The organism is Pseudomonas sp. CP-1 (genome assembly GCF_021213715.1).
Lineage (GTDB): Bacteria > Pseudomonadota > Gammaproteobacteria > Pseudomonadales > Pseudomonadaceae > Pseudomonas > Pseudomonas aeruginosa.
This window is the reverse complement of record NZ_JAJQKY010000010.1, coordinates 97,993-122,552: the sequence shown is the minus strand read 5'-3', so window position 1 is coordinate 122,552 and position 24,560 is coordinate 97,993. Positions and strand designations below refer to the sequence as shown.

The 24,560-nt window shown below is 54.4% G+C and carries 18 protein-coding genes and 3 pseudogenes; 12 read left to right on the top strand and 9 right to left on the bottom strand.

Annotated elements, in window-relative coordinates; all coding sequences use genetic code 11:
• Positions 1-175: 175 nt before the first annotated feature.
• Complete coding sequence (locus tag LT948_RS20325) at positions 176-367, bottom strand: AlpA family transcriptional regulator (RefSeq protein ID WP_033866961.1); 192 nt, start codon at positions 365-367, stop codon at positions 176-178.
• Between the two features lie 34 nt (positions 368-401).
• Positions 402-1,079 carry an inovirus Gp2 family protein gene (locus LT948_RS20320; RefSeq protein ID WP_079380323.1) on the bottom strand — a complete coding sequence of 226 codons (678 nt, stop codon included), beginning with the start codon at positions 1,077-1,079 and terminating at the stop codon, positions 402-404.
• A 572-nt stretch (positions 1,080-1,651) separates the two neighbouring features.
• Here LT948_RS20320 and LT948_RS20315 point away from each other — a divergent pair.
• From LT948_RS20315 to LT948_RS20295, 5 genes are all read left to right on the top strand, one after another.
• Complete coding sequence (locus LT948_RS20315; protein WP_124166492.1) at positions 1,652-2,416, top strand: hypothetical protein; 765 nt, start codon at positions 1,652-1,654, stop codon at positions 2,414-2,416.
• Positions 2,417-2,920: 504 nt separating this feature from the next.
• A complete protein-coding gene (locus LT948_RS20310; protein WP_033866960.1) occupies positions 2,921-3,703 on the top strand; it encodes a HamA C-terminal domain-containing protein in 783 nt (260 codons plus the stop codon).
• Positions 3,690-7,187 carry a DEAD/DEAH box helicase gene (locus LT948_RS20305; protein ID WP_033866958.1) on the top strand — a complete coding sequence of 1,166 codons (3,498 nt, stop codon included), beginning with the start codon at positions 3,690-3,692 and terminating at the stop codon, positions 7,185-7,187. The genes LT948_RS20310 and LT948_RS20305 overlap by 14 nt, the downstream gene beginning before the upstream one ends.
• Positions 7,188-7,913: 726 nt before the next feature.
• Positions 7,914-9,278, top strand: a complete 1,365-nt coding sequence (locus tag LT948_RS20300) for a site-specific integrase (protein ID WP_200929464.1) — start codon at positions 7,914-7,916, stop codon at positions 9,276-9,278.
• Positions 9,279-9,404: 126 nt separating this feature from the next.
• Entirely contained in the window at positions 9,405-10,400 is a 996-nt protein-coding gene (locus LT948_RS20295; RefSeq protein ID WP_232197120.1) for a DUF4351 domain-containing protein, read from the top strand.
• Between the two features lie 194 nt (positions 10,401-10,594).
• On the opposite strand, the gene LT948_RS20290 is transcribed toward LT948_RS20295, so the two are convergent.
• From LT948_RS20290 to LT948_RS20280, 3 genes are all read right to left on the bottom strand, one after another.
• A complete protein-coding gene (locus LT948_RS20290; RefSeq protein WP_232197119.1) occupies positions 10,595-12,073 on the bottom strand; it encodes a YfjI family protein in 1,479 nt (492 codons plus the stop codon).
• Between the two features lie 3 nt (positions 12,074-12,076).
• A complete protein-coding gene (locus LT948_RS20285) occupies positions 12,077-12,334 on the bottom strand; it encodes a helix-turn-helix transcriptional regulator (RefSeq protein ID WP_232197118.1) in 258 nt (85 codons plus the stop codon).
• A 313-nt stretch (positions 12,335-12,647) separates the two neighbouring features.
• Complete coding sequence (locus tag LT948_RS20280) at positions 12,648-12,857, bottom strand: helix-turn-helix domain-containing protein (RefSeq protein ID WP_080634907.1); 210 nt, start codon at positions 12,855-12,857, stop codon at positions 12,648-12,650.
• A 475-nt stretch (positions 12,858-13,332) separates the two neighbouring features.
• Here LT948_RS20280 and LT948_RS20275 point away from each other — a divergent pair, with 475 nt between their 5' ends.
• The 6 genes from LT948_RS20275 (at position 13,333) to LT948_RS20250 (ending at position 19,397) form a co-directional block, all read left to right on the top strand.
• Positions 13,333-13,809: a hypothetical protein gene (locus LT948_RS20275; protein WP_315529983.1), complete on the top strand. Its 477-nt coding sequence runs from the start codon at positions 13,333-13,335 to the stop codon at positions 13,807-13,809.
• Positions 13,810-13,938: 129 nt separating this feature from the next.
• Positions 13,939-14,907, top strand: a complete 969-nt coding sequence (locus tag LT948_RS20270) for a DUF932 domain-containing protein (protein ID WP_232197117.1) — start codon at positions 13,939-13,941, stop codon at positions 14,905-14,907.
• A 76-nt stretch (positions 14,908-14,983) separates the two neighbouring features.
• Entirely contained in the window at positions 14,984-15,988 is a 1,005-nt protein-coding gene (locus LT948_RS20265; RefSeq protein WP_232197116.1) for a YqaJ viral recombinase family nuclease, read from the top strand.
• A gap of 77 nt (positions 15,989-16,065) precedes the next feature.
• Positions 16,066-16,980 carry a recombination directionality factor gene (locus LT948_RS20260; protein ID WP_099774194.1) on the top strand — a complete coding sequence of 305 codons (915 nt, stop codon included), beginning with the start codon at positions 16,066-16,068 and terminating at the stop codon, positions 16,978-16,980.
• 49 nt (positions 16,981-17,029) lie between these two features.
• Positions 17,030-17,527, top strand: coding sequence for a RadC family protein (gene radC, locus LT948_RS20255; protein WP_099774193.1), 498 nt, complete (start codon positions 17,030-17,032; stop codon positions 17,525-17,527).
• Positions 17,528-17,837: 310 nt separating this feature from the next.
• On the top strand, positions 17,838-19,397 hold the full coding sequence (locus tag LT948_RS20250) for a GGDEF domain-containing protein (RefSeq protein ID WP_070087264.1): 1,560 nt from the start codon (positions 17,838-17,840) through the stop codon (positions 19,395-19,397).
• Positions 19,398-19,579: 182 nt separating this feature from the next.
• On the opposite strand, the gene tnpB is transcribed toward LT948_RS20250, so the two are convergent.
• The gene (gene tnpB, locus LT948_RS20245) at positions 19,580-19,888 is read right to left on the bottom strand and encodes an IS66 family insertion sequence element accessory protein TnpB (protein ID WP_232197115.1); all 309 of its coding nucleotides are present in this window, start codon (positions 19,886-19,888) and stop codon (positions 19,580-19,582) included.
• Between the two features lie 481 nt (positions 19,889-20,369).
• Between tnpB and LT948_RS20240 the strand changes: the two genes are divergently transcribed.
• Positions 20,370-21,317 carry a YagK/YfjJ domain-containing protein gene (locus tag LT948_RS20240; protein ID WP_099774192.1) on the top strand — a complete coding sequence of 316 codons (948 nt, stop codon included), beginning with the start codon at positions 20,370-20,372 and terminating at the stop codon, positions 21,315-21,317.
• 339 nt (positions 21,318-21,656) lie between these two features.
• On the opposite strand, the pseudogene LT948_RS20235 reads toward LT948_RS20240, so the two are convergent.
• From LT948_RS20235 to LT948_RS20225, 3 pseudogenes are all read right to left on the bottom strand, one after another.
• Positions 21,657-22,127 (bottom strand): annotated as a pseudogene (locus LT948_RS20235) (IS5 family transposase); the annotation flags it as partial.
• A 59-nt stretch (positions 22,128-22,186) separates the two neighbouring features.
• Positions 22,187-23,454, bottom strand: a pseudogene (gene ltrA, locus LT948_RS20230) (group II intron reverse transcriptase/maturase).
• 521 nt (positions 23,455-23,975) lie between these two features.
• Positions 23,976-24,479: pseudogene (locus tag LT948_RS20225) on the bottom strand (IS5 family transposase); the annotation flags it as partial.
• Positions 24,480-24,560: the final 81 nt, after the last annotated feature.

Genomic DNA, 24,560 nt, shown 5'->3' with positions numbered 1-24,560 from the left:
TCCATGAAGACACACGTCGATATCGACCAGCACGGGATAGATCCAGCGTGGGCAGCATAGCAGCTGCCCACGCCAATCCATGCCCGATACTTTTTTTGCCTTGAGAGACCAAAGCTAAGAGGTTTCATTACGTCTGCAGACGGACGTGATGACGTCCTGCGGTTGTTTCGCAAGGCTACAGAGATGGCTGGTCTCGTTCCCGAAGCCGAGCCAGGATCCATTCCTGCACCTCGGACTCAACCCACGCTACAGCCTTACCCCCCAAAGCAACTGAGCCAGGGAAGCTCCCGTCCTTCATGACCTTGTAGACGGTAGAGCGACCAAGGCCGGTCAGTCGCATCACTTCTTTCAGTCGAATCAGTCTCATGGTCAGCGCTCCGGTAGTTAGTCCATGAGATGGCTCAGGGGCGTTCGGTTTTAAAACGACTCAGCTGACTCATGCCAAAGTTTCGCTGGCCGTCCCCATATACCTTGGTTCTCTTTTTGGCGAAGTAGCTCAGGCGGTAGAAGACCGCCCGATACTGCCGCTCGAACAGCTGATGCTGAATCTTCAACGGCGATACAGGCTGCTGTGGGAAGTGAACTCCACTCCTTGCGACGAACCAGTCCAAGCCCAGTGCCACACCCCAGGCTTTGTAGATACGACCCGCAAGCATTTCATCATAGTTGCAGCCAGCAGGATGCAATTTAGAGTAATCGCCCAAGGTGAAGTAGGCATCGCGATTCAGCATTAGCGCTAGGTGATAATGCGGCTGGCTCGCGTCGTTCCACTCGCGCACCCAAACATAGCGAAGCATCGGATCGTAGGCTCTACCCCCTAACGTTGGCTTAATGGACTGGTCATGCTCAAGCTGGCGCTTAAGTGATTCGATGAAGCCAGTTATTGCCCCTTGAGGCAATATGAATCCTCTGGGTGCTTTTAGGTCAAACCGAATAACCGTCCAGCGCGAATGCATGAGCAAGCCATCTAGCAGTAAAAGGCAGATATTCTTCAGATAGTCTGAGTTAAGGTCACTGGGTGTTAACTGAACAGGAAAGCCTTGCCATTCAGCTGCGCTAGGTGGTGGTTGGCGGTACATGATTAGCTCCTATGATGGGTTCATAGGAGCTCTCTGATCAGTAAATATCCACACACACTGAAATATACTCGTTACACCAGCAAACATAAAACCTAATCAATAATAACTAACCAACGTGAAAATACATCCACTCTCCTAAGGCAGCTGAAGGCTGGGCTAGGCTCCGGCATCTCACTCATCTTCCGACAGCGCTCCGAACTTATTCCGAATGAATGACGCCGCCTACCTCAGCAGAGCGATCTCTGGCTGGTGTTTCACGCGTCCACATTTGACCTTTAGCATCCACAAGCACTGAGTAGATTTAGGATGGCTAGCAAGAGCTAGGCATGAGCCGCGAAAAAGCCTTCTCTTTGGGCTGCTAAGCAAAAAAAATAGTCTAGAAAAATGCTATAAATATTACTAGTAAGCAAAAATTATATAACCTCAAGGAGCATAAAAAATTGAAATCAGACCATTTTGGAATAAAAAAGGAAACCATTAATGAACTTATGAGCCGACTTCGCAGATCGAAACTAAGCAAGAGGGAGATAATTTGGATATTAGTCTTTTTTAAATCAAAAAAACCCTCCTCCATGAACAGCGAAATTATAGGCCTACCAAATTTAGACCAAGCAATATCCAGCATGATTGTGGCAGCCCCTAGCATTTTACCATTGATTAATTCAGGCCTTTGCAGAGAGCTTTTAGAAGAAAAGGCATTAGCCTGGATAACCGAAGACAAAATCCAACATGACTGGATTAAAAACAAAATAGACAAGACATTAACAAGCAAAAACATTAAACCAAGAAACCTCCACGGAATAGCGCCAACAAAAATTACAAGCAAAGATTTCTTGATAGCAACAATTGACACATGGAGCATCGAGCTATCCGAGAAAAACGATATCGTCACAAATCTTAAAAACGAATGGCAATCCAAAAGAAACCCATATAACCACTTTAGCTGGGCCTTAAATGCAGACGAAAGCTATATATCCACATGCATATGGGACTGGATAAAAAATAACAACACCCATATCCAACCTCTACAAACAGCATTCAAAAGCCTCGAAGAGGTGATGCAGCATTTTAATCAAGTTTCGACCAGCGAATACGAACTGGAAGCTATAAAAAAATACGCAAAAAATCGTTGGTATCAAAAAACCTATAGAGAAAACCTAAAAGGAAAAAAGCAACAGAATCTTGTGCTATCGGAAAAAGCAATATCACGACTAAAATTGCTATCTAAGAAACATGGCATTAAGCGTAATAAAGTAATAGAGCTATTACTCAAACTAGAAACAGAGCAAAACCTCTACCTCAAGCAAGCGTTAAAAATCATGCACATTGAGGAATAAGCCTCCACCGGAAATATCACGGTAATTAGGCTGAAACTATGTCGCTGATCTTAGGCCCGCCCAAAACAGCCTTCCGAATCATGGAGAGTGTTCTAGCGCCAGACTGACGTTATCAAGCACTTAGATCGCGGCCGGCGACGAGCAACGTCAATGCTTTGCCACATTCAGGTATGTAGGCAACGACTGAGATGTGATCACGTCCACGACCTATTGGCCAAGCTGAGACTAAGGGGTCAAGGCCGGTAGTAGCACAAACTAGGCGCGCGGCACCCGCTTTCGGTCGAAAGTTGACGACGGTAATAGGCAGGAACCGGTCAGAAGCAGTCACTCCGCTCGGGTACTTCGATTTCGACGTCAGCTGCGTTCAGATAGTGTGCTCCTCAACACGCGATATTTTCTGAAACTGCACGAGGCGTGCATACTGGATAATCATAGTCGTCACGGTGCGTTCGCCAACGCGCATGATCGCTATCAGGATCGGGGCTGATTGATCGAGGGAACGCCGTGGGGCTGTATAAGAGGTGGTGCAAGTCCACCAAAGAAAAGGACAAGCGCAAGCATTACTGGACCTATGTCGAGAAGGATGGTGGCCGCGACGAGATCCGCGATGACCTCGCCAAGACCATCCGCTCTCACTACGATCGACTCGAACTCATCGCCGAAGACGTGAAGCGACTGGGATACGAAGTCGCCAGTGAAATTCTCAGCGCCAAAATGCCTCAAACGGCCAAGGGCCGCTCCGGCGATCTCGGCGAGATTCTCGCGACCGAGCTGGTCGAGGAAGAGATCGGCCTTCGCGTCCCCGTGCGTCGACTTCGCTACAAGGACGACCGCAACATGGCCATGCGCGGCGATGACTTCATCGGCGCCGGATACGATGGGGCCGGCGAGAAGCTCTGGCTTCTGAAAGGCGAAGCCAAGAGCAACAAGGTACTCGGCAAGGCCACGGTCACGAGCGCCCGCAAGGTGCTTAACCGCGATAACGGCCGTTGCACGCCCGACTCTCTGCTGTTCGTCGCCAACCGTCTACTGGAGAGCAACGACCCTGACGACAACGTACTGGGTCGCAGCCTGCGCGACGAGGTCGGCCTGAAGTCACTGCGCGCCGATCGCATCGACCACATGCTTTTCACAGTTTCGGGCAACGGCCCCCACGCCTCGCTGAAGGAGGACCTCGACGCCACCGGGACCAATCGGGACCATTACGTCGTGAACATCCACGTCGAAGACCACCAAGACTTCATCGCGGATATGTACCTGGAGGCAGAAAACCTTGGAGACGATTGACGAACTGACCGCGTTCCTGACGACCGCGACCGTCGACGGCATCCTTGGGCGCCTCCTCTATCGCGGCGCGGCCTGGTCGCTCATGCGCGACGAGGGCGTGCTGCCACCGAACGCACCGCCCCTTGGCGCGACAATTGAAACCGATCTCGCCGAACACGGCTTCGCCCTGCTCCGAGGCGCGATGGCCCTGCGCGCTCAGGCTGGCGCTTCGGCGCTGACCAGCAAGGCCTTCGAGCGCGCCGCCAACGCATTTGAAGCCCTAGTGCGCAACGGTGACCCCGAGGCGCCTGATCGCGGTTTCCGCCGCACCATCGCCGCCGCTGCCTACCATCTGGCCGGCTTCTCGGCCGTCGCCTATTCGCTCTTCAACGAGACGGCGGACGACCTCAACACCTCGCCGGGCGAAACGGCGATCCGCCATCTGATTCTTCGAGATCTCGACCAGTTGCGCGGCTTCGTTCGCGAATGGCTCGGCGACGCGGCTCATGGCGACGAGCAGATCGCCGAGGCGCTACGAGGCGAAGACCCTGACGTCGACGAGGTTCTGTCGACCATCCTCAATACGACGATCTGCCGGGCCCTGGCGTTTTTCGACTTCGCGCTTGAGACGGGCGAGCCCGAGCCGATTGAAAGCGCACGGGCCTTGCTCGCCACGGCAGTCAGCCTGGCAGGCAACGCCGAGAATGTTCCGCTGTGGTGGATATCGAACCTCTGTCACCACCTGATCGACGACCTGTGGCAGCACTCTTTGCACCAGAACCTGCCGACCGAGCCGCCCGAGGGTACGGAGGAAAAATATCCAGACCTGCGGCGGCTGTTCATCTCCTCGCTCTATGCCCGCAAGACCTCGGAGGTAGAGCTATGGCCCTCGCAGCGCGAAGCCGCCCAGCGCTCCACGGACGTCAGGGACGACTTGGTTGTCGCTCTGCCCACCAGCGCGGGCAAGACGCGGGTAGCCGAGATCGCAACACTGATGACCCTGTCCTCGGTGCGCCGGGTGCTGATCGTCACACCGCTGCGCGCCTTGTCCGCTCAGACCGAGAGGTCCTTCAGGAAGACCTTCGCGCCCCTCGGCTTCAGCGTCTCCTCGCTCTACGGCGTCAGCGGTCTTTCGGCCGGTGATGAAGACGCCCTGCGCACCCGCGAGATCATCATTGCGACGCCCGAAAAACTCGACTTCGCGCTGAGAAGCGACCCGTCGCTGATCGACGATGTTGGCCTGATCGTCCTCGACGAGGGCCACATGATCGGTCCGAGTGAGCGCGAAATCCGCTACGAGACGCTCGTGCAGCGCCTGCTTAGGCGCGCGGACGCGGCCGAACGCCGAATCGTCTGTCTTTCCGCTATCCTGCCGAGCGGCGACGAACTCGACGATCTCACCGCCTGGATTCGTTCCGACGAACCGGGTGAGCCGGTGCGTTCCGACTGGCGCCCCACGCGCCAGCGCTTCGGCGCACTCACCTGGCGCGGCAAAGACGCGCTGCTGCGGCTTGACCTTGATGACGATGGCCCCTTCCTCGACAAGTTCGTCGTGGAGAAACCAGCGCTCGGGAGGGAGACGAAGCCCTATCCACGCAAGAACTCGCACCTCGTTTTGTTCGCGGCGTGGGAGTTCGCGAGCCAGGGCAAGCGCACCTTGATCTTCTCCACCCAGGCGAACTGGGTCGAGAGCTACGGCAAACAGGTCGTGGACCTCTGCAAGCGTGGCTATCTGGACCCGCTGCTAGATGACGAGGCGTCGATCGCCCGCGCCCTCGAGGTCGGCAAGGAATGGCTCGGCGAGGATCATCCCGCCGTGGCCAGCTTGAAGGCGGGCGTCGCCATCCACCATGGCCGGCTGCCGAGCCCGTTCCTGCGTGAGCTGGAAATTCTCCTGTCCGAGGGCGTGCTGAAGGTGATCGTCGCCTCGCCTACGCTCTCGCAGGGCCTCAACCTCAACGCCGCCGTCCTGCTGGTGCCCACGCTCTATCGGGCGGGGGAGAAGATCAAAGGCGAAGAGTTCGCCAACGTTGCCGGCCGCGCGGGGCGCGCCTTCGTCGACGTCGAAGGGTTGATCGTCCATATCATGTTCGACCAGATCGACTGGCGAAAGCGCGAATGGCGCAGGCTGGTCGCCTCCGCCAAGGCCCGAACCCTGAAGAGCGGCCTCATCCAGATCGTCACCGAGATCCTTGAGCGCCTTTCGCGCGAGGGCGTCCTGGATCGCGCCGACGCCTGGGAATATCTCGCCAACGCCCGCGAGGCCTGGAGATCACCCGACGAAGAAGTCGAGGTGGCCGAGCGGCTGGCAGCCGCCGTGAAATACGACGCTGACGCCGATGACGCCGATGAAGACGACGAGGAGGAACCCATCGACGAGGAGCCGCTGTCTCAGCTCGTCGAACGCCTCGACGCGACCGTGTTCGGCCTAATCGAAGCGCTTGACGCCGATCGCGCCGATCTACCCAAGCTTCTGGACGAGGCGCTTAAGGGATCGCTCTGGGCCCGCCAGATTGCCCGTGAGGGTGAGGACGTCGCCCCTCTGCACAAGAAAGTGTTCGAAGCGCGCGCCGACCTCATCTGGAAGACCACCACGGCGCAAGCGCGGCGCGGGCATTTCGCCATGGGCGTCGGGCTCGAAGCGGGTCTCACTATCGACGCCATGGCCGACGAGCTGGCCGAACTGCTCGACCGGGCAGACGAGGCGGCGCTGAGCGGCGACATCGACGAACTCGTCGGCGCGCTCTGCGGTCTCGGCGAACGCCTGCTGTTCATGCGGCCCTTCATCCCCGACAAGGCGAACGCGCTGCCGGCGAACTGGAAGGCCATCCTGCGCAGCTGGGTGTCCGGCGAGGAGGTATCCAAGATCGGACCGCAGAACATGCGCGCGGTTGAAGAGGCTTTCACCTATCGCTTGGTCTGGGCGCTGGAAGCCGTCCGCACCCGCCGCATGTCCCTCGGCTGGTCGCCGGAGACGGTGGCGGGCGGCGCAGCGGCGGCAGTCGAAACCGGCGTCCCGCGATTCATGATGGCAATGCTGATCCGCGCGGGCCTGCCGTCACGGCGCGCGGCTATGGTAGCCATCGAGGACGCCGAGCCGGTCTTCGTCACCCCGGCGGAAATGCGGGCCTGGCTCGAATCCGACGAGATCACGGCCTACACCGACGCCGGCGACTGGCCGACGCCCGTCACCGCCGCGCTATGGGCGCGCTTCCGAACCGAGGCTCTCAACGACGGTATCCAGAAGTGGTCGGTCGAACGCTACAAGCGCCTGCTCGATATCGAGGCCGCCCCGCCCGCCGGCCTCTATCGGATCGTCACCGACGAGGGGGACGGACGGACCTGGCTGGCAACCCCGGACTACCAGCGAGTCGCCGCCTTCAAGAAGCCGGCGGTCGATCCCAAACCCAGCCTCTTCTCGGGCCGGCTACCGGGCAAAACTAGGCTCGTGGAAGCCTTGCGCGTCGGCCGCGGAAAACTGCGCTGGCCGCCCGCAGATGCGTAAAAGGGACAGGTTAGTTAGCCGGCAGCTATCGGTCAGTTAGTGGGCGGGGGGCTTAAGTGGATCGACTATGCGATGAGATACTCTGCCAATGTATGTCCGCTATGGGGCGGAAGCGACCGTTGGCTAGTGACCGCTTTTGGCCGATTTCTGAAACTGACCGATTGCCGGTATCGTGACACCGTAATCGGCAGTCGCAACCTAGCCCAGCGTTTACTGCATCAAACTAGAAGCAAGAAATGCGCATACGAAGCGGAAACTGAATGCTGTAGAGATGCACAAACCCGGAGCTCCCTCTGGCAGCACAGAAGAGAAGCTGAGCCTTCGACCACTGGATAAAGGCGGCGGATAACAAACCAGCCTTTCGCTCGATAGCAGCACAAAATCCCGGTGGCACAAAAAGTGGCACAAAAATCTAAGGCACCTCAAAACCACTAGGCATAAAAAAATCCAGTCACCGCTAAGTGACTGGATTTTTTAGGGTTTTTTGGTCGGGACGGAGTGATTCGAACACTCGACCCCTTGCACCCCATAAAGGTAAATACCCATCCTATCTGATTCAACCTCATCCGAAGCATAATGCTCAAACCCCTGGTTTTACTGGATTTTATCCATTCTACTGTCCAAAATAGCCCACAGCTGTTCGAGGAAAGCCGATCTCAATTGGCAACGAATTGGCAACCAGAGAATCTCAATTGGCAACCAATTGGCAACGGGAAAACCAACCAAATGGCCAAGATTACAGACCGACAAATGACCGCCAAACCCGGCGCCAGTGACAAGTGGCTCAGTGAAGTTGCCATCTGGGGGCATGGCAGCCTGGTCGCTCGCATCACCACTAGCGGAGAACGCCTCTTTTATTTCCGTTACGCGAACAGCATCGGTGAACGTATCACCTATCCCATCGGCACCTACAGCCGTGAGGGGCTTGAGGGAACCATGACCCTGGCCGAAGCTGGCCAACGTGCGAAGGAACTTGCTGGCCTGCACAAGGCAGGAATTCGGGATATCCGGGAGCATTTTGAAGCTGAAGAGGCGGCGCGCGTGGCCACCCGGGACGCCGAGCTCGCTCGCCTAGCAGCAGAAAAAGCAGCCGCAGATGCGGAGCAAGCCCGACAGGCCGCAAGAAAAAGCGTCTCCGAGCTATTCGAACACTGGGCCACCGTCGACCTGATCAACCGCAAGGATGGTGGAGCAGAGGTTCGCCGCATGTTTGAAAAGGACGTTTTGCCATTGTTAGGCAAAATAGCCGTAGCTGACGTAAAAAAAGGGCAAATCACCGAAGTGACCGATGCCCTTCTCGCTCGCGGCGTCAACCGTATGGCCAAGCTGATCCTTAGCCTGATGCGACAAATGTTTCGGTTCGCAGTGGATCGAGACCTGATTGAGCACGATCCGACTGCCAGCATCCGCAAGGCCAAGATTGGCGGCAAGGAAGTCGAACGCGACCGAGTGCTGAGCGATGATGAGATCCGCGCCCTAGCCCTGCTCACTCCTGAAGCCGGCCTACTCCCGTCCACCGAAGCTGCAATCTGGGTTGCCCTCTCCACCTGCTGCCGCATTGGTGAACTGCTCAATGCACGCTGGGAGCACCTTGATCTCGCCAGAGGCATTTGGCTCATACCGGCAGAGAACAGCAAAAACGGAAAAGCCCACAGCATCACGCTCTCTTCATTTGCCATCCGGCAGTTCAAAAAAATCAGCGTACTTAACAGTCACTCCGCTTGGTGCTACCCCAACACGGAAGACAGCGGCCCGGTCTGTTCCAAGACCGTAACCAAGCAACTTGGCGACAGGCAGCGCCAGCCTGATCAGGGAGTGATGAGTAATCGTAGCGCCAAAGCACAAGCCCTCTTGTTGAGCGGAGGGAAATGGACCCCGCATGATCTGAGGCGCACCGGCGCCACTATCATGACTGCCTTGGGAGTACTTCCTGAAGTAGCAGAACGGTGCCTGAATCACACTGAAGAAAACAAGGTTAAACGCACCTATCAGCGTCATAGCTATACAAAAGAGATGGCTGACGCTTGGCACAAGCTTGGACTACATTTGGACCAAATCGTCTCAGAGACTCTCGTCACCGCATCTTTATAAGATATTGTTGCACCCGTATAGCCCACAGAACCTGCGAGAGACGACTTTAGCAACAGACGTTCGATCTCACCTCTCATGCTGGCCCCACTACACTGAGGCCCCATTCGAACAATGAGGAGTATAAGCTTGTCTTTCCGGAATGAGCGTGGACCAAAGCCAGATATGCGTACAGCGACGATATTACTCGCCCAAGCTGAAAACGTCGAAAAGCAGGTACGTGATCTGCAGAAGATCGCTTTGCCTGCACACCAACAACACACGCAGTGGTTGTATGAAAGGATGGAAAGCCTAGAGATCCAACCTTCGCAAGATCAACAAATCGAGCTGACTATCCGACAAGGTAAACATGCGATTGACGAGCAACTATCCAAGCATTCAGAGATAGCTTTACGCCAAGCAGTCTATGTGAAATATATTTATAAAAATCATTTCATCCCAATTAGCTCCCTAGAAGCCGCTGCAACTGATCATATTCTGCAGAATATGATCAATGCCCTTATGCTATCCAATCGCCACTTGGCGATGCTCGACGCACTCAAAAATCTGGAAAACAAGCACTACAGCAATCGAGCAAGCGTCGGGGGACAGGGCAAGAATCAGCAGCCCTCTAATAGCATGAAATCACTGCTTCTTGAATCCATGATCCGAGGCATGATATATAACGACCCTAAGTTTAAACAATTGGATAAAACCGTAGCTGCCGACGAAATGGCAACACGCATTTTCAAAGCCAACAAAGAATACCAAATGTTAGACATCACCAACCTCGAAGACTTAAAATTCCAGGTTCGCAATATCCTGTTTGATATTACTCGCACTGTCACCCGAGGCAGTCAGCGACAAGCTGATCGAGAACAATTAGGATACTCGCTGCGCCATTCGTTTCCCAAGCAGGATACGGAAGAGTCACGCCAGATGGATCTAGATGCCGCACGCACCCTGGGGCGTATTGAAGGCGTGCGAGCAACATTAGCTCTGCAACTTAAGCAGCGCTTTGGGGAGTTGCCGAAATCAGCAATTGAAAAGCTGGAGGCTACAAACGACATGGATCAACTGCAAACCTGCGCAGAGCAGCTAGCAGAGGCCCGATCGCTGGATGACGTCATCCAGAAACTCCAGTGAACGATATTCACCTATAATGAAACGCCATCCTAACGGGTGGCGCTCTCGACTTACACGAAACGGCAAAACTTACAACACACCTGCAAGAAACCGAGCCTTTCAGGCTATTCATCATAATCGAGACCTCAAAACAAACCTATACCTCGACACCTATCCTGATCTCGACACAACATCACGAAGGACCCATACCCCCCCTAAATTGAAGACTTGTAAGGAGAGATAATAGTTCTAGGAGAAAAGTTACTCATCGAATACTCAGGAAAAATATCGAGACATGTAACATTTCCAAGCTTTGACAGCAAAACCTTACCCTGCGTCGAGAGTACCTCAATGGCCGAATCTAACCGCTTTACTTTTCGCAACTTCCCAGGCCCCTTTTGCAGTATGATATTCTTTGCTACAAATCTATCACCTGCCTCACGCCTTACTTGTAGCCAGTCATCCAACTCTTGTGCGTCGATCTCTTCCTGAGGCAGCGATGTAAACAGACGCAGAAACTCGCCAGAGTACCAAAAGCACACATCAGCAGCAGCATCCAAGGTCTCCAGAGCTATATCACCACTCCCTCTCTCAAAGAAATGAAACAGGGCAGCCACCCTTGCAATATTGTCTGCCAACTTTGACGCATGATCACCCATACCAAAAAACCTTCCTCCCGGCCCAATGCCCGACTCAATCGCATTGAAAATTTCTATCCATTTTTGAGCCGCCGCCTGAGAAAACCTAATCACTAACCTTGACCTAGCCGGATCCATCAAGAATCCAACACTTTCTTTAAGTATCTCCCCAATGCGCTCAGAGAATTTCTCGCAACAATTCCAAGTGGCCACCCCTCCACCAATCAATCTAGTTCCCTGGGTCGATCTTGGATTGCAAACCAAAAACCTAGCCCACAAACCAGATCCCCGTGATATCTCTCCATTCTTTGCCATATAACTCAAGAAAGTTTTTTCTTGAACCATTATCGATACCGTCAGACGAGCTCTTAGCTCGTAGCTTTCAGACGATACTCGATCAACAGTTATCGCATCCCCACTCCACAAGGCATTCTGCTTCGACAAATCATTAAATGCCTTGCCAGTCAACACTCCCCCACCCTCGCTAGAAATGAGCCCTGCTGCAGGAATATTCTGGTATAATCCAAAAAACAAAGCCTCTGAAGTAGCATCTTCGTAAATTAACTTAAAACGTCTAGGCTTGACCGGCTCATTACCCATATGCGCCATAAATATCTGATATTCCTCACCTTCCTCTTCATCACCTGAACGAAGTATTTCCTTCAACATGCCCTTCCGGCGAGCCTCCCAGACTGACCATTTCGCATTCCAATCAGAAAGCTTCTTAAGATAAATCAAATCCTTTTCATCCTGAAAATTGCGAACTCCTCTAAGAAATATATTCTCCGCCGTAGACTTCCTCTCTCCAGAGTTCGCAATCGTCAGCAGCATCAGCGATGCTGGAACTATTTGTCCATTCGGCTTACAAACATCAATTAAACCTTGAGCAGCTGTAGCGATCGCCGTCAGAGCAGATGAAAAAACGAGTGCCCTCGGGGCCTTTATATGCCCTTCCGCCTCATCCACCGCACTCACTATCACCGGTAAAGACATATACCTTGGAAAGCCCCCCTCCAAAGCAGAGCCCCCCCAAGACCCAAAGCTAGAGAAACTCATAAATTAAACACCTTCAGAGATCACGACAAAATCTTCCTGGCCTCTTCGAGGCCTAGATCCAATCCACCGATATATATCTTCCTCAACCCAACCCACCGCAAACCTCCCTAACTTAATTGGCTTTGGGAATGTACTATCGTATCTAGGTGACATTGGATTTAGTCGGTCATAAATTGTCGATCTACTCAGCCCAATGCACTCTCGCAACTGCCGAATGCGTAAAATTCTTAATGTTGATTTACCACTACTTTCGTTGCACATCACCACGCCCTCTTCAGTTGCGAACTCAATAGGGAAGGACTCTACAGCCCGTGCCACTCAGAGTCGTCAGGGGTGCTAAATGGGTTTTCCAACGCTAAGCAGATGTATTGACATTTTAGAAAAATTGCGATCTAGAAATTGTCATCCTAGCAGCTTGTCCCCGCCCCACCGGATTTAGCCGGGACCACTGCAGCTGCTATTCCTGCTACTAATAGCAGGAATAGCAGTCTTGCTTGCCGTTCAGATCCCTTCCGTCCTTCGGAACCCAGTCGCCCCATAGCCAGGAAAAACGTTGACTCTCAGTCAGAACGACTCAGGGGGCCACTGATTGCCGGTCGATCCACAACTGCAGTAAGGCTTTTCCAGGCCCAGTGGGCTGACGTCGCCCCTGCTCCCAGTCCTGCAGCGTGCGAGCGCTGACCCCCAAATGCGCAGCGAGCTCTTGCTGGGTTAGCTTCAAGCGTTGGCGCAAGCAACATGCAAGCCTGATGATGCTTGAGTCTGGCGTGACGCCGTGACACATCTTTGGTCGTTTATGCGGGAAGATCTCCGAGACCTCGAAATTAGACGAAGCAGCTCCAGGTAAAGGTAATGTGCAATTTGACTCCGGCGCTGTATTTACCCTCGCATGCCATGGGAGCGGAGCAGCCCGTACAGATAGAGATGACTCCACCGACTCATACCGAAGCTCCTGAGACTGTTGCTCATACTCAGGATGTTCGGCGAGAAATTTACGACGCCAATAATCGCTATAGCTCATTTAACTAACCCCATGCTGTTGAAATGAGGCACGGCAACGCCGTACCATACCATTGCAATGGAAGCCGGGCTTAAAAGCATCTAATCAATAAATTGCGAAAACCGCCGCCAGCTATCCTTCACCACCAGCTTCTGCTATACGGACCATGAGGCCAACAAAAGCAAATCCAAAACAAAAACAGGAAATTTACAATTTAATTTATACGGCAGCGCCGTAAAAACCAGGCATATGCAAGGCCTTGATCACACAGCTACGACTCTGCCGTAGCTGCCATCATAAAAATCTTAATCAAAATAATTTCAAACCTGTATTACGTAATGGAGAGCAAGCAATTAGCGCTTGCGCTTTCTATTTAACTTTAAGTTTTACAGGAGTCCGAATTATGCCCATTTGCTGCCCCTCATGTGGTTCTCTGCGCGTTTTCGCTCGCAACCATGCTCGTAAGCTCGGCGGCATCGCCGGTACGGTCGGAGGCACTGCAAGCGGTGTTGCAGGCGCCATGACCGGCGCACAATCTGGCGCTGCACTGGGAGCTATTGCTGGTCCGATAGGAATGACCCTCGGTGGCTTGGCAGGTGCGATTCTCGGTGGTTTGGCAGGCGGTACGGCTGGAGGCTTGGCCGGAGCCAAAATGGGCGAAGAGATTGATGCCCGAGTTCTCGACAACTACGAATGCCTTAACTGCCGCCAGGCTTTCTCCCAAGCCGAGCACTGATCCTGCACGCCTCGCCTAATCGCATCATCCGATCCCCTCCCCTTATCAAATAGCCGCATGGCATAGCACCCATCCCACAAGGGCCGGGCGCTATGCTGAATGCTGCGCGTTCCGACAAGGAGCTCTCTAATGGCACATCTCATCGAAACCATGGCCTACGCCGGCGCTACGCCGTGGCATGGCCTGGGCAATCAACTCCCCCGTAAACAGCCTATCGAAGTCTGGCAACGTGAAGCCGGCATGGACTGGCAGATCCAGGAAAGCCCGGTGCACTTCAAGTCAGATACTGTCGGTCACCTTGGCACGATTCACTCCTTCCCCGAACAGAAAGTGCTCTACCGTTCCGACACCAAAGCTCCGCTGTCGGTGGTCTCCCAGCGCTATCACACCGTACAGCCGCGTGAAGTGTTGGAGTTTTATCGCGACTTGACCGAGGCCTCCGGATACGAGCTGGAAACGGCCGGCGTACTCAAGGGTGGGCGCAAGTTCTGGGCGCTGGCACGTACCGGGCAAGGCACAGAACTCAGGGGTAACGATCAGGTGAATGGCTATCTGCTGTTGGCGACCTCCTGCGATGGCACCCTGGCCACCACGGCAACACCAACCACCGTGCGGGTAGTCTGCAATAACACCCTGACCATCGCCCTCGATGGCAGCAGCCGGGCGATCAAGGTGCCACACAACACCCGCTTCGATCCGAAGATAGTGAAGAAGCAACTCGGTATCGCCGTTTCGCAATGGGACGACTTCATGTACCGCATGCGAGCACTGGCCGAACGCAAAGTGCAATGGCATGAAGCATTGGGTTACTTCATGACCGTGATGTGTGAGACCAGCCCGACCGGCGCTCTGCCGGAGCAACTGCCCAACGAGCGCGCCCTACGCAAGGTCCAGGAACTGTACGAGGGCCGTGGTCGTGGCAGCCAACTGGACTCAGCACGCGGCACTGCCTGGGGCCTGCTCAATGCCGTGACCGAGTACGTCGACCACGAGCGCCGTGCCCGCAGTAACGAGTACCGCCTGGACTCGGCATGGTTCGGTCAGGGAGCACAGATCAAACAACGCGCCCTGGATGCCGCTCTGCAACTCGCCGCCTAACCCTTACTTACCTCACCCCTTGCGCCCGGTCAGCCATGTGCTGGTCGGGCGTTTTTTATACCAGCAGGTAAAGACGATGAAAGCAACGTCATTGAATAGCAGCACCCGCCAGAAACGCCCCGCCCTGCGCCTGGTCAGCACCAAGGAGCTGCCCCGCGAGGACTGGTTGCAGATCCGCAAGCAAGGCATCGGCAGTTCGGATGCTGCCGCTGCGGTGGGTCTGAATCCCTACAAGTCGCAGCTTGAGCTGTGGTTGGAGAAGACCGGTCGCGATGCCAGCATGCCCAAGGTCGATCCTCACGATGAGGAAAGCCCGCTGTACTGGGGCAATGTGCTGGAGCCTATCGTGGCCTGGCATTACAGCAAGCGCAGCCAGCACAAGGTCCGACGGATCAACGCGGTGCTGCAGCATCCCGATCCGGCGCTGCCCTGGATGCTCGCCAATATCGACCGCGAGGTGATCGGTACCGACGATGTGCAGATCCTAGAGTGCAAGACTGCCGGCATAAACGGGGCACGCCTCTGGAAAGAGGGCGTACCCGATTATGTGCAATTGCAAGTCATGCACCAGCTTGCAGTCACTGGCAAGCAGGCCGCTGATGTGGCGGTGCTGCTCGGTGGCCAGCATCTGGAAATCCATCGCATCACACGCGACGAGGCGCTGATTACGCGGCTGATTGACCTAGAACGGCTGTTCTGGGATTACGTCGTCAGTGACACCCCGCCACCGGCCGATGGCACAGCGTCTGCGGAAGCGGCGTTGCGCTGCCTCTACCCCGAGGATAACGGGCAGACCCTGGACTTCAGCCAGCACATGGAACTGACCAGCACCTTCCTGGAACTCAAGTCTATTCGCCAAACCATTGCCCAGCAGGAGACACGTGAAGCGCAGCTCAAGCAGGTTCTGCAGCAGGCCATGGGGGAATCCACCCGTGCCGAATTTGCTGAAGGCTACATCAGCTGGAAGAAGTCCAAGGACAGCATCGGTCTGGATGTCGAACAAATGCTCAAAGACAAACCCTACCTGCAGGCTCGCTACCCCAAGGCCAAAGCAGGCACTCGTCGCTTCCTGATCGCCTGAAACAACCTGCTCACCCTAGCCACCCGGACCGCTCATGTCCCGGTGGCTTTTTTATTTTCAGATCAAGGATAACCGCCATGCTCAAAGGTTTTGCCATCACCCCGCCGGTGCTCGGTCGCATTTCCATCGGCAAAGTCGTCGAGAAAAACGGCAAGCGCCTGCCGGAGAAGGACGATCAGTTCACCATCACCTCGCAAGTCCAAAGCCGAGACGGCTGGCTGCTGCACCCACTCAATGAGGAACTGCGCAATGGCCAGGACGGCAAGCTGCGCAGCATTCCGATTCGTTTGCTGTTCAACGAACCGGACCTCAACTTCCGCGCGGACTACAGCCTGTTCGACCGTACTACCGGCAGGCCGTTGTGCGTCGGCAATGGTGAAACTTGCAAGCGTTTGACCAAGGACGGTATCCAGTCGCTGCCCTGCCCTTCACCCGATGGCTGCCCACTGGCCCAAGGCAATGCCTGCAAGCCTTACGGTCGGCTAAACGTGGTGATTGGTGATGACGACCCACTGGGCAGCTTTGTCTTCCGCACCACTGGATTCAATAGCATCCGCACCTTGGCAGCGCGCCTGCATTACCTGCAAGCCATCTCTGGCAATCGCCTGGCCTGCCTGCCATTGGAGCTGCGTCTGCGTGGCAAATCCACCCGTCAGAGCCACGGCACGCCGATCTTCTACGTCGATATCACGGTGCGCAGTGGACTGAGTTTAGAAGACGCCCTATTGGCCGCCAAGCAACTGGAGGAAACCAGGCAAGCCTCGGGCTTTGACCAGAGCGCCTTGGATCACGCAGCCCGGCAAGGTTTTAACAATGGCGCTTTTGAAGACAGCGAGGAGGACAGTGGCGCCATTGTCGAGGAGTTCTTTCCCACTGCTGAAACCCCACCCAGCAAGGCAGAGGCCCAACCGGCAGCGCCGTCAAAGCCCTCACTGGCTCAGAAGCTGGAGGCTCAGGCTATCGAGCACAGCACTAGGCCTTCCGTCCAGTAACGCTCTGCTCAACCTCCCCAGCCTTCCCCATTCTTACAGGAATACCGTCATGAAATATCACAAGCTCAAAGTCGGAGAAGCGAGTGGCACCTACGTCATGGAATCACCCGTCACCGAGGCCGACATCCTGCAGATGGCGCAACAACTGGCCATGAGTCGTCTGTCTAAAGGCCGGGCATTGACTGAGCCGAAGCAGGTGTTCAGTCACCTACAAACCCTGCTGCAGTACCACGAGTATGAAGTCTTTGCCCTGCTGCTGCTCGACTCAAAACATCGGGTCATAAGCTTTAGAGAACTGTTCAGAGGCACTCTGGATGGCGCGAGCGTATACCCGAGAGAGGTGGTCAAGATCGCCTTGGAGCACAATGCTGCGGCCGTCATTATGGTTCACAATCATCCCTCCGGTGACCCAGAACCCAGCCAAGCCGATCGGACCCTGACCATCACCCTCAAGAACGCTCTGAACATGGTCGGCACCTGCCTATTGGATCATGTGGTGGTTGGCCATGAAGGTTGCGTGTCGTTGGCCGAACGAGGATATTTGTAAAAAAAATGGCTAACCGCCTCTATGGTTGCCTTTGGCTGAGTCCAAAGGCCGCCACCGAGGCGGCTGACGAGGCACTTTATTTTTTTGCGTTAAGTCCAGCTAACGACTGGATACCCACATGCATCTTGGCAATGAGTAATGAGATGGCTTCAATCAACCAGAAGCAGAGGTTCTGCCGACTTAATTTTTCGGTGAGCCCAATGCTCCCAAGCAATCACCAGCATCCGAGGCATCCAGTCTCAGTTCCAATAGACTTGATAGAAACTGGCCAAGGCACGATGTGCCATTTACGCGTTGTGGGATAGGAATGATGCTGACTAATCACCGGCGTTCTCTCGTGGGATTGATCATCTTGGCCGTCGGCCTCATTGGTTTCTCGGCCCAGTTGCTGTTGAAATCCGAGATTCACCGCTGGGAAACGCGCTTCTCCGAATACGTGCAGAATATTTCCAGTGACGTGCGCAATCAACTGGATAGCAATGAAGCTGTCTTGGCGGGCTTCTCAGCATTTCTCCAGGCTGTCGATCAGAGTGACGCGGATGCTGCGGCCCACTATGCCGCAACCGTTTTGGCCGCGTACCCTCATATTTACATGCTTGAGGTAGCACGGGGGATGCCCATGTCCGAGCAGACGGCCTTTGCAGCGCTGTTGCGCCGCACCTGGCGACCGGACTTTGAGTTTAAGGATTTCCCGAGTCTTACCCACCAACCTGCCCAGCGCCAGGTATATCTCGGCAAGACTTGGCCTGTGCTGTTCATGTATCCGGTACGCTCGGAAGCCAATGCGATATACGGCGTAAAACTGGAAACCGTCGGCTATCTGTCCTACGCGCTGGCCCAGACCCAGAATAATCTGAAGCCTGTCGTATCGCCGGTGTTCTCGATGTATGAAGGCGGGAACGCCTACATTCTGATGCAATCAGTCAGTCGACCGGAACAGGCGCGAGAGCATTCTCGGCCCAATTTTTTCGGCAGTACCATGGTGGCGTTGCTATTAATCAAGACGGGCTCGTTACTGGAGGCCGTGAATCATGCGAATGTAGACCCCTTGGTTGGCATCAGTGCCGTCCTGAAGACCGCTGCCGGTTCTGAAAACAATGTGTTTTCAACGGAGACCGAGCAGGTTGACTTCTTGGACCGTCTATTCCTACCGAGTCTGAACGACCGAGTCGAGATCAGGAGTGCTTCGCAACCCATGACCTTGTTGTTTGAGCGCCAGTTGCGTCTAACGGATGTCCTTACTAAGGAAACGCTGATGATCTTGGCGGCTTTAGCCGTGGCCCTCGTTCTCATGCCGATTGTACTGATTCGGCATTTCAAGGCTATTAAAATTGCCGAGCGTGAGCACGAGCGCTCGGCCTATCTCGCAACCCACGATGTGCTCACCCAACTGCCCAACCGCTACCTTTTTGCCGATCGCTTCGATCAGGCATTCTCGCGTTGGAAAAGACATGGGGTTTCGTTTGCCGTGATGGTGATCGACCTGGATCATTTCAAGGAAATCAACGACAAGTACGGCCATGAGCTCGGCGACCAGGTTCTCCGTGCTGTGGCTGATCGCATGCTTCAGGAAGTACGTTCGTGTGACACCGTAGCGCGCTACGGGGGGGATGAATTGGTTGTTCTGATGACGGATCTTGCCAGCCCCAAGGATGCGGCGATCATGGCGGAGAGGATGCTGGAGGCTATCGGGAAGCCTATCGTGACAACCGCAGGAGAACTGTTCGTCTCCTGCAGTATCGGAGTCTCGCTATGCCCGATCCATGGCCAGAGCCTCGATACGTTGCTCAAGGCGGCGGACCAGGCCATGTACAGCGTCAAACAACTGGGGCGGGAAGGGATTGCCTTGAGCACTAACAATGTCCAATAGACTGCCATTGGCTGTGATGCTAGTGTGGTGTTTCAGAAATACCACTGAAAATCATTTGCCCAGCGCTCGCGCCGCGCGAGCGACTGAGGCAAGGATGTCCTCGGCCTTCTTGTGCCACCGAAATGGCTTCGGGTTCTCAATACGTACCTGACGCCTTCATTGGCGCCTTTTCCAACGGTCGCTCACCACCACGCCTTTTGGACGCAGCAGCACCGGGTGGTTTGAAGCCAGCTCCTGCAAGCAGACTTCGGGAGACCTACTCCCATCTTTGATACAGCATCGCTGGCTGACGCCAGCGTTCGTGACACACCCCAATAAAGTATTTTCACTCGATTACGGTGGCGATTCAGAAAGACGAAGAGCACAGGGTCGAACACGGCCACCTTGATGTCCAGTTCGACCAGGGCGGCCAAGCCGTCGATGGATTTTCGAAAGTCTACGGGCTTGGGGTAGAGGTAGGCTTTTTCCACTTTGGCGTCGGGGCGCATCATGGCGGGCGGGCTCCAGAAAGAAATCGGGAGCACAGCATCCGGGATCAGCCAAGCGTCTTGAATGTGGGGTTCATGGCGCGCTTACGGTTGGAGGTACGCCCTTTGGCTCTGGTTGGTGCCGATTAGTATATCCCTGCTTGGACAGATCAACGGCTGTCGATACTGGCTCCTCCACGATTTTTTGTCACCTCTGATTGTCGATCGCGATCTCAGATAACTCCCACACAAATAAACTTGTAATCCCCCAAAGAAACACGACAAACTCACAGGCCGACACCCCAACATCACGATAAAAAAATAAAATGTAACTTGGTTTTATTTATATTGGGCCAGCTTTTGATCCACATCAATCTAACAATACAGCTTACCAGAAGAAACAATAACTTAAAAAATAGCACGCACTCACATGCAAAGCACTGGAGCCAGTAAAATCCTACACAACAAGTTACTGATATGTCTTCACAACATATCAGTAACTTTCATGAACAACAAAACCCCAAAAGCACCATTCAACACTTCGCAATCACGAGCTTCGATTCAGATCGAAAATATCGTCAAGATGATTGAGAACACTAGCGAACCAGCCTTTCATATTACCGAGAGCACCACTGGTTATGAGCACATAGAGCTCAGCAGCCTGTCTGGGCTTTTCTTCAACATTCAGCATCTGCTCAGCATCCACACGGACCACTACGAATATAGTGAGCACCTCAAATTATTTTGGAGAGCTTGTAGTGAAGTCGGTCTTGAGCGCAGCCCAGTTGGTCCCGTATGCCTAGACCCTACGGGCCTTTATTACCTCAGCTTTCACAGTTCTATGAACAAGTTAGTAAACAGAGTCAGGCAGCTAACGCGCGAGCCTGGATACAGGCGCAAAGCGAGTGACCGTAGTTACCAAGCACGACAGCGCGAAGCGGACGTGGAAACCTACACCCGCGCAGTACTTAACCGCTACTCACGTACTGTCGTCGTTCGAGTAGACCTTCATTATTTGGAAATAGTTGACCCTTTACTACGTATCGAAGATCTATTCAAAGACTTAGCAACTCTGATTAGATCTCGCGAACGCAATCCGATCTTCGAATATGAAACTGGCTATATTTGGTCTGTAGAGCAAGGCAAGAACAAAGGCTTCCACATCCATACTGCCTTCTTCTTTAACAGCGCGCACGTTTATAGTGACTGGCACAAGGCGCAGGAGATAGGCGCTCTCTGGGAGAAAATAACGGGTGGACGGGGTTACTTTTTCAACTGCAACGCAGACAAACAAAAATATACAAAACTCGGAATCGGCACCATTAAGCGAGCCGATACGCAGGCTTGCGAAAACGTCATAAACACAATGCGCTATCTAGCCAAGGAGGAGCAATATCTGCGTATAAAGCCAACCAGAGCACGAACCTTCGGCATGGGACACTTCCCGTACTGACGATATTCAAGCATCCATCAAATAAGATCAACATAAGAGAACAGCCTTCCGTAGGCTGTAGGGCACGTACATAATCAAGTATTCGGCTGGGTGACCGCCGAATACTCACACCATCGTACAGCTTAATCCCTAATTACCTTCTACCGGGCACGACAATGGCATATCGTTAAAAGCAGAACCAATATCACCGAGGGAAGGTCTGAAGTAGCCGGATATTTCGCGCCAACTTCAGCCCTTGCCGATTTTGAAAGCGGACAATCGATCAAAAACCGGACAGATAGCCCACTCAATCCTCCTTTTTTGGCCGTCGCGAGCATCTCGCAATGGCCATTTCCCATATTACAGGCGCACCTCTCCTGCGGTGGCAATCAAATGTCGACGTGCCATCCACAGGTTCGACAGTGCGAACAGTGTCATCAGCTGCGCGGTGTTCTTGGCCAGGCCGCGGAAGCGTACCTTCACGTAACCGAACTGGCGCTTGATCACCCGGAATGGGTGCTCGACCTTGGCCCGCACCTGCGCCTTGGCCTTTTCGATCTTGCGCTTGGCTTTGTAGAGCGGGCTGTTCTTGCCGAGTTTTCTGTATGTGCTGCGACGCGCCGCGACCTGCCAGATCACTTCGCGGCCCGCATGTTCTGAGCGCTTTTCGACCCCGGTGTAACCGGCATCGGCGCAGACGACGTTCTCCACGCCATGCAGCAGTTTGTCGACCTGGGTGACGTCCGCCACGTTGGCCGCCGTGCCAACCACGCTATGCACCAGCCCCGACTCGTCATCCACACCGATGTGGGCCTTCATGCCGAAGTGGTGAGTCGGCCACAGGAACTGCCCCCGTAGCCGCTCGCAGAACCGTACGTGACACTCTCGCGTCATACGGCTCCCGTTATCCAACCTGTTGCTCGGTTACTTGCCAGTGATAAAACAGTCGAGGGGCAGCCTTATGCACCGTGTCCAACCATTCAGATATACGCCGCTTGCGCCCGTGAAGTATTTTGTACTTACGACCGGCCCAACGCTTGAGCGCGCTATCGATATGTCGAAAGATACCAAGCATGGCCGTCCGATAGAACGCGCCATAGTACTGCCACCAACCTTGTATCACTGGGTTGTAAAGCCGAGCCACAGCAGCCAGCGTCACATGAGTTTGGCGGCTGACCCGCCACTCGCGCACTGCTCGCCGCATCCGCTTCAACGCTTGCGCACTGACTCCCGGAAGGAAGCTGGTGAAAAGCTTGTTCTGCTGGCCGATTGCCTTCCTAGGTCTAAAAGTGAAACCAAGGAAGGTAAAGCTCACATGCGGATACCCTGCGCGTCGATTGCTGTCCTTGCAGTACACGATTTTCGATTTCTCGGGATGCATCGTGAGGCCACAAACCGCTAGACGTGAAGCGATTGAACGCATCACGTGTTCTGCTTGCCTCTGGCTACGACAATGCACTACCGCATCATCGGCATACCGGGCAAAAGGACAGTTTGGGCTATTTCGTTGCATCCATGCGTCAAAGGCGTAATGCATGAACAGATTCATCAACATGGGACTGATCACGCCGCCTTGCGGGGTGCCACGTTCGCGTTGAATGCGAACGCCATCTGCTGCCTCGAATGGAGCAACCAGCCATCGTTCGATGTACAGCAGTATCCAATCCTCTTTGATATGGGTTCGCACCGCTTTCATCAGCAGTTCATGATCAATGTGATCGAAAGCCGCCTTGATATCAAACTCCACCACCCAGTCGTATCGCCAGCAGCGTTCGCGTGTGATCGCTATGGCCTGTTTGGCTGAACGTCCTGGTCGGTATCCATATGAGTCCGGATGGAAAAGCGCATCCAGCTTTGGCTCGATGAGGAGTTTGACTACAGTTTGTGCGATACGGTCGCTGACCGTCGGCACTCCCAACCTGCGTATACCCCCCGATGCCTTCGGTATCTCAACAGCCTTGACCGGCGGCGGGAAATAAGACCCCGACGACATTCGATTCCATAGCTTGTAAAGATTCTTCGGCAGGTTCCGCTCAAAATCGGCAATGGTCTCATCGTCGATTCCAGCAGCTCCCCGGTTGGTTCTGACCTGCTGATAGGCCTCCCATATCACGCGCTTCGCTATGTTGTAAGGTTTGTTCGAACTCACACCGCTCATCCCCTGAGGTTGGCGGCGTTCGTTGACAGGATAACGCCTCCCCTTCGCTCCAGCTTCATTACAAAGCCTTCATCACTACTACAGGAGGCTCCGCCCCTTATTCCAGCATTGGTATTCTTCCTCATGGTTTTAGCCATTTGTCATTTTCCTTTGCATCTGGAACAAGGTTCTCACGTTCCGTACCCAAGCCTGTATGAAGATCATGCCGCCTTTACACCGGCTGCCACTGGGGCCGTAAGCAGGTAACGCCCCAACTCGTCCTGAAGCCAATACTCAACCTCAGTTTCGACAGCACTTTAGGGAATAACGATGCGTCATCGGACGGTTTGCTCTCGCTCATCTTCTCCATACTCACCTGCCATCATCATGGGATGACTTTTCCTCGGTCGCTCACCACCGCACCTTTTGGATGCAGCAGCACCGGGTGGTTTGAAGCCTGCTCCTGCAAGCCGACTTCGGAAGGCCTACTTCCATCTTCGGTACAGCATCACAGGTCATACGACCTGTGTTCGTGACACACAGTACTGGTTACCCTTCTTGGTCTGGTGCATTTCCGGGTCACGCTTGCCGTCCTTGTTCTTGGTCGAACTTGGCGCATTGATCAGCGTGGCATCGACGATAGTGCCTTGGCGCAACGACAAACCTCGGTCTCCCAGGTAGCCATTGATCACAGCCAGGATGCCGGCAGCCAGTTCGTGTTTCTCCAGCAAGCGGCGGAAGTTGAGGATGGTGGTTTCATCCGGAATGCGCTCCAGGCTCAGTCCGGCAAACTGGCGCAGGATGGTCGTCTCGTACAGCGCTTCCTCCATCGCCGAGTCGCTGTAGCCAAACCAGTTCTGCATCAAATGTACGCGCAGCATCGCCATCAGCGGATACGCCGGACGACCACCTTCGCCCTTCGGGTAATGCGGCCCGATCAACGGAATCAAACCCTTCCACGGCACCACCTGAACCATCTCGATCAGAAACAGCTCTTTGCGGGTCTGCTTACTCTTGCCGGCGTATTCGGCATGGGCGAAGGTCAGTTACTACATCGGAAAACTCGGCAGGTGGAGTCCAGGCATTTTGGCAAAATCGGGAAGTCTTCTTCAGGATTTCCCTAACTG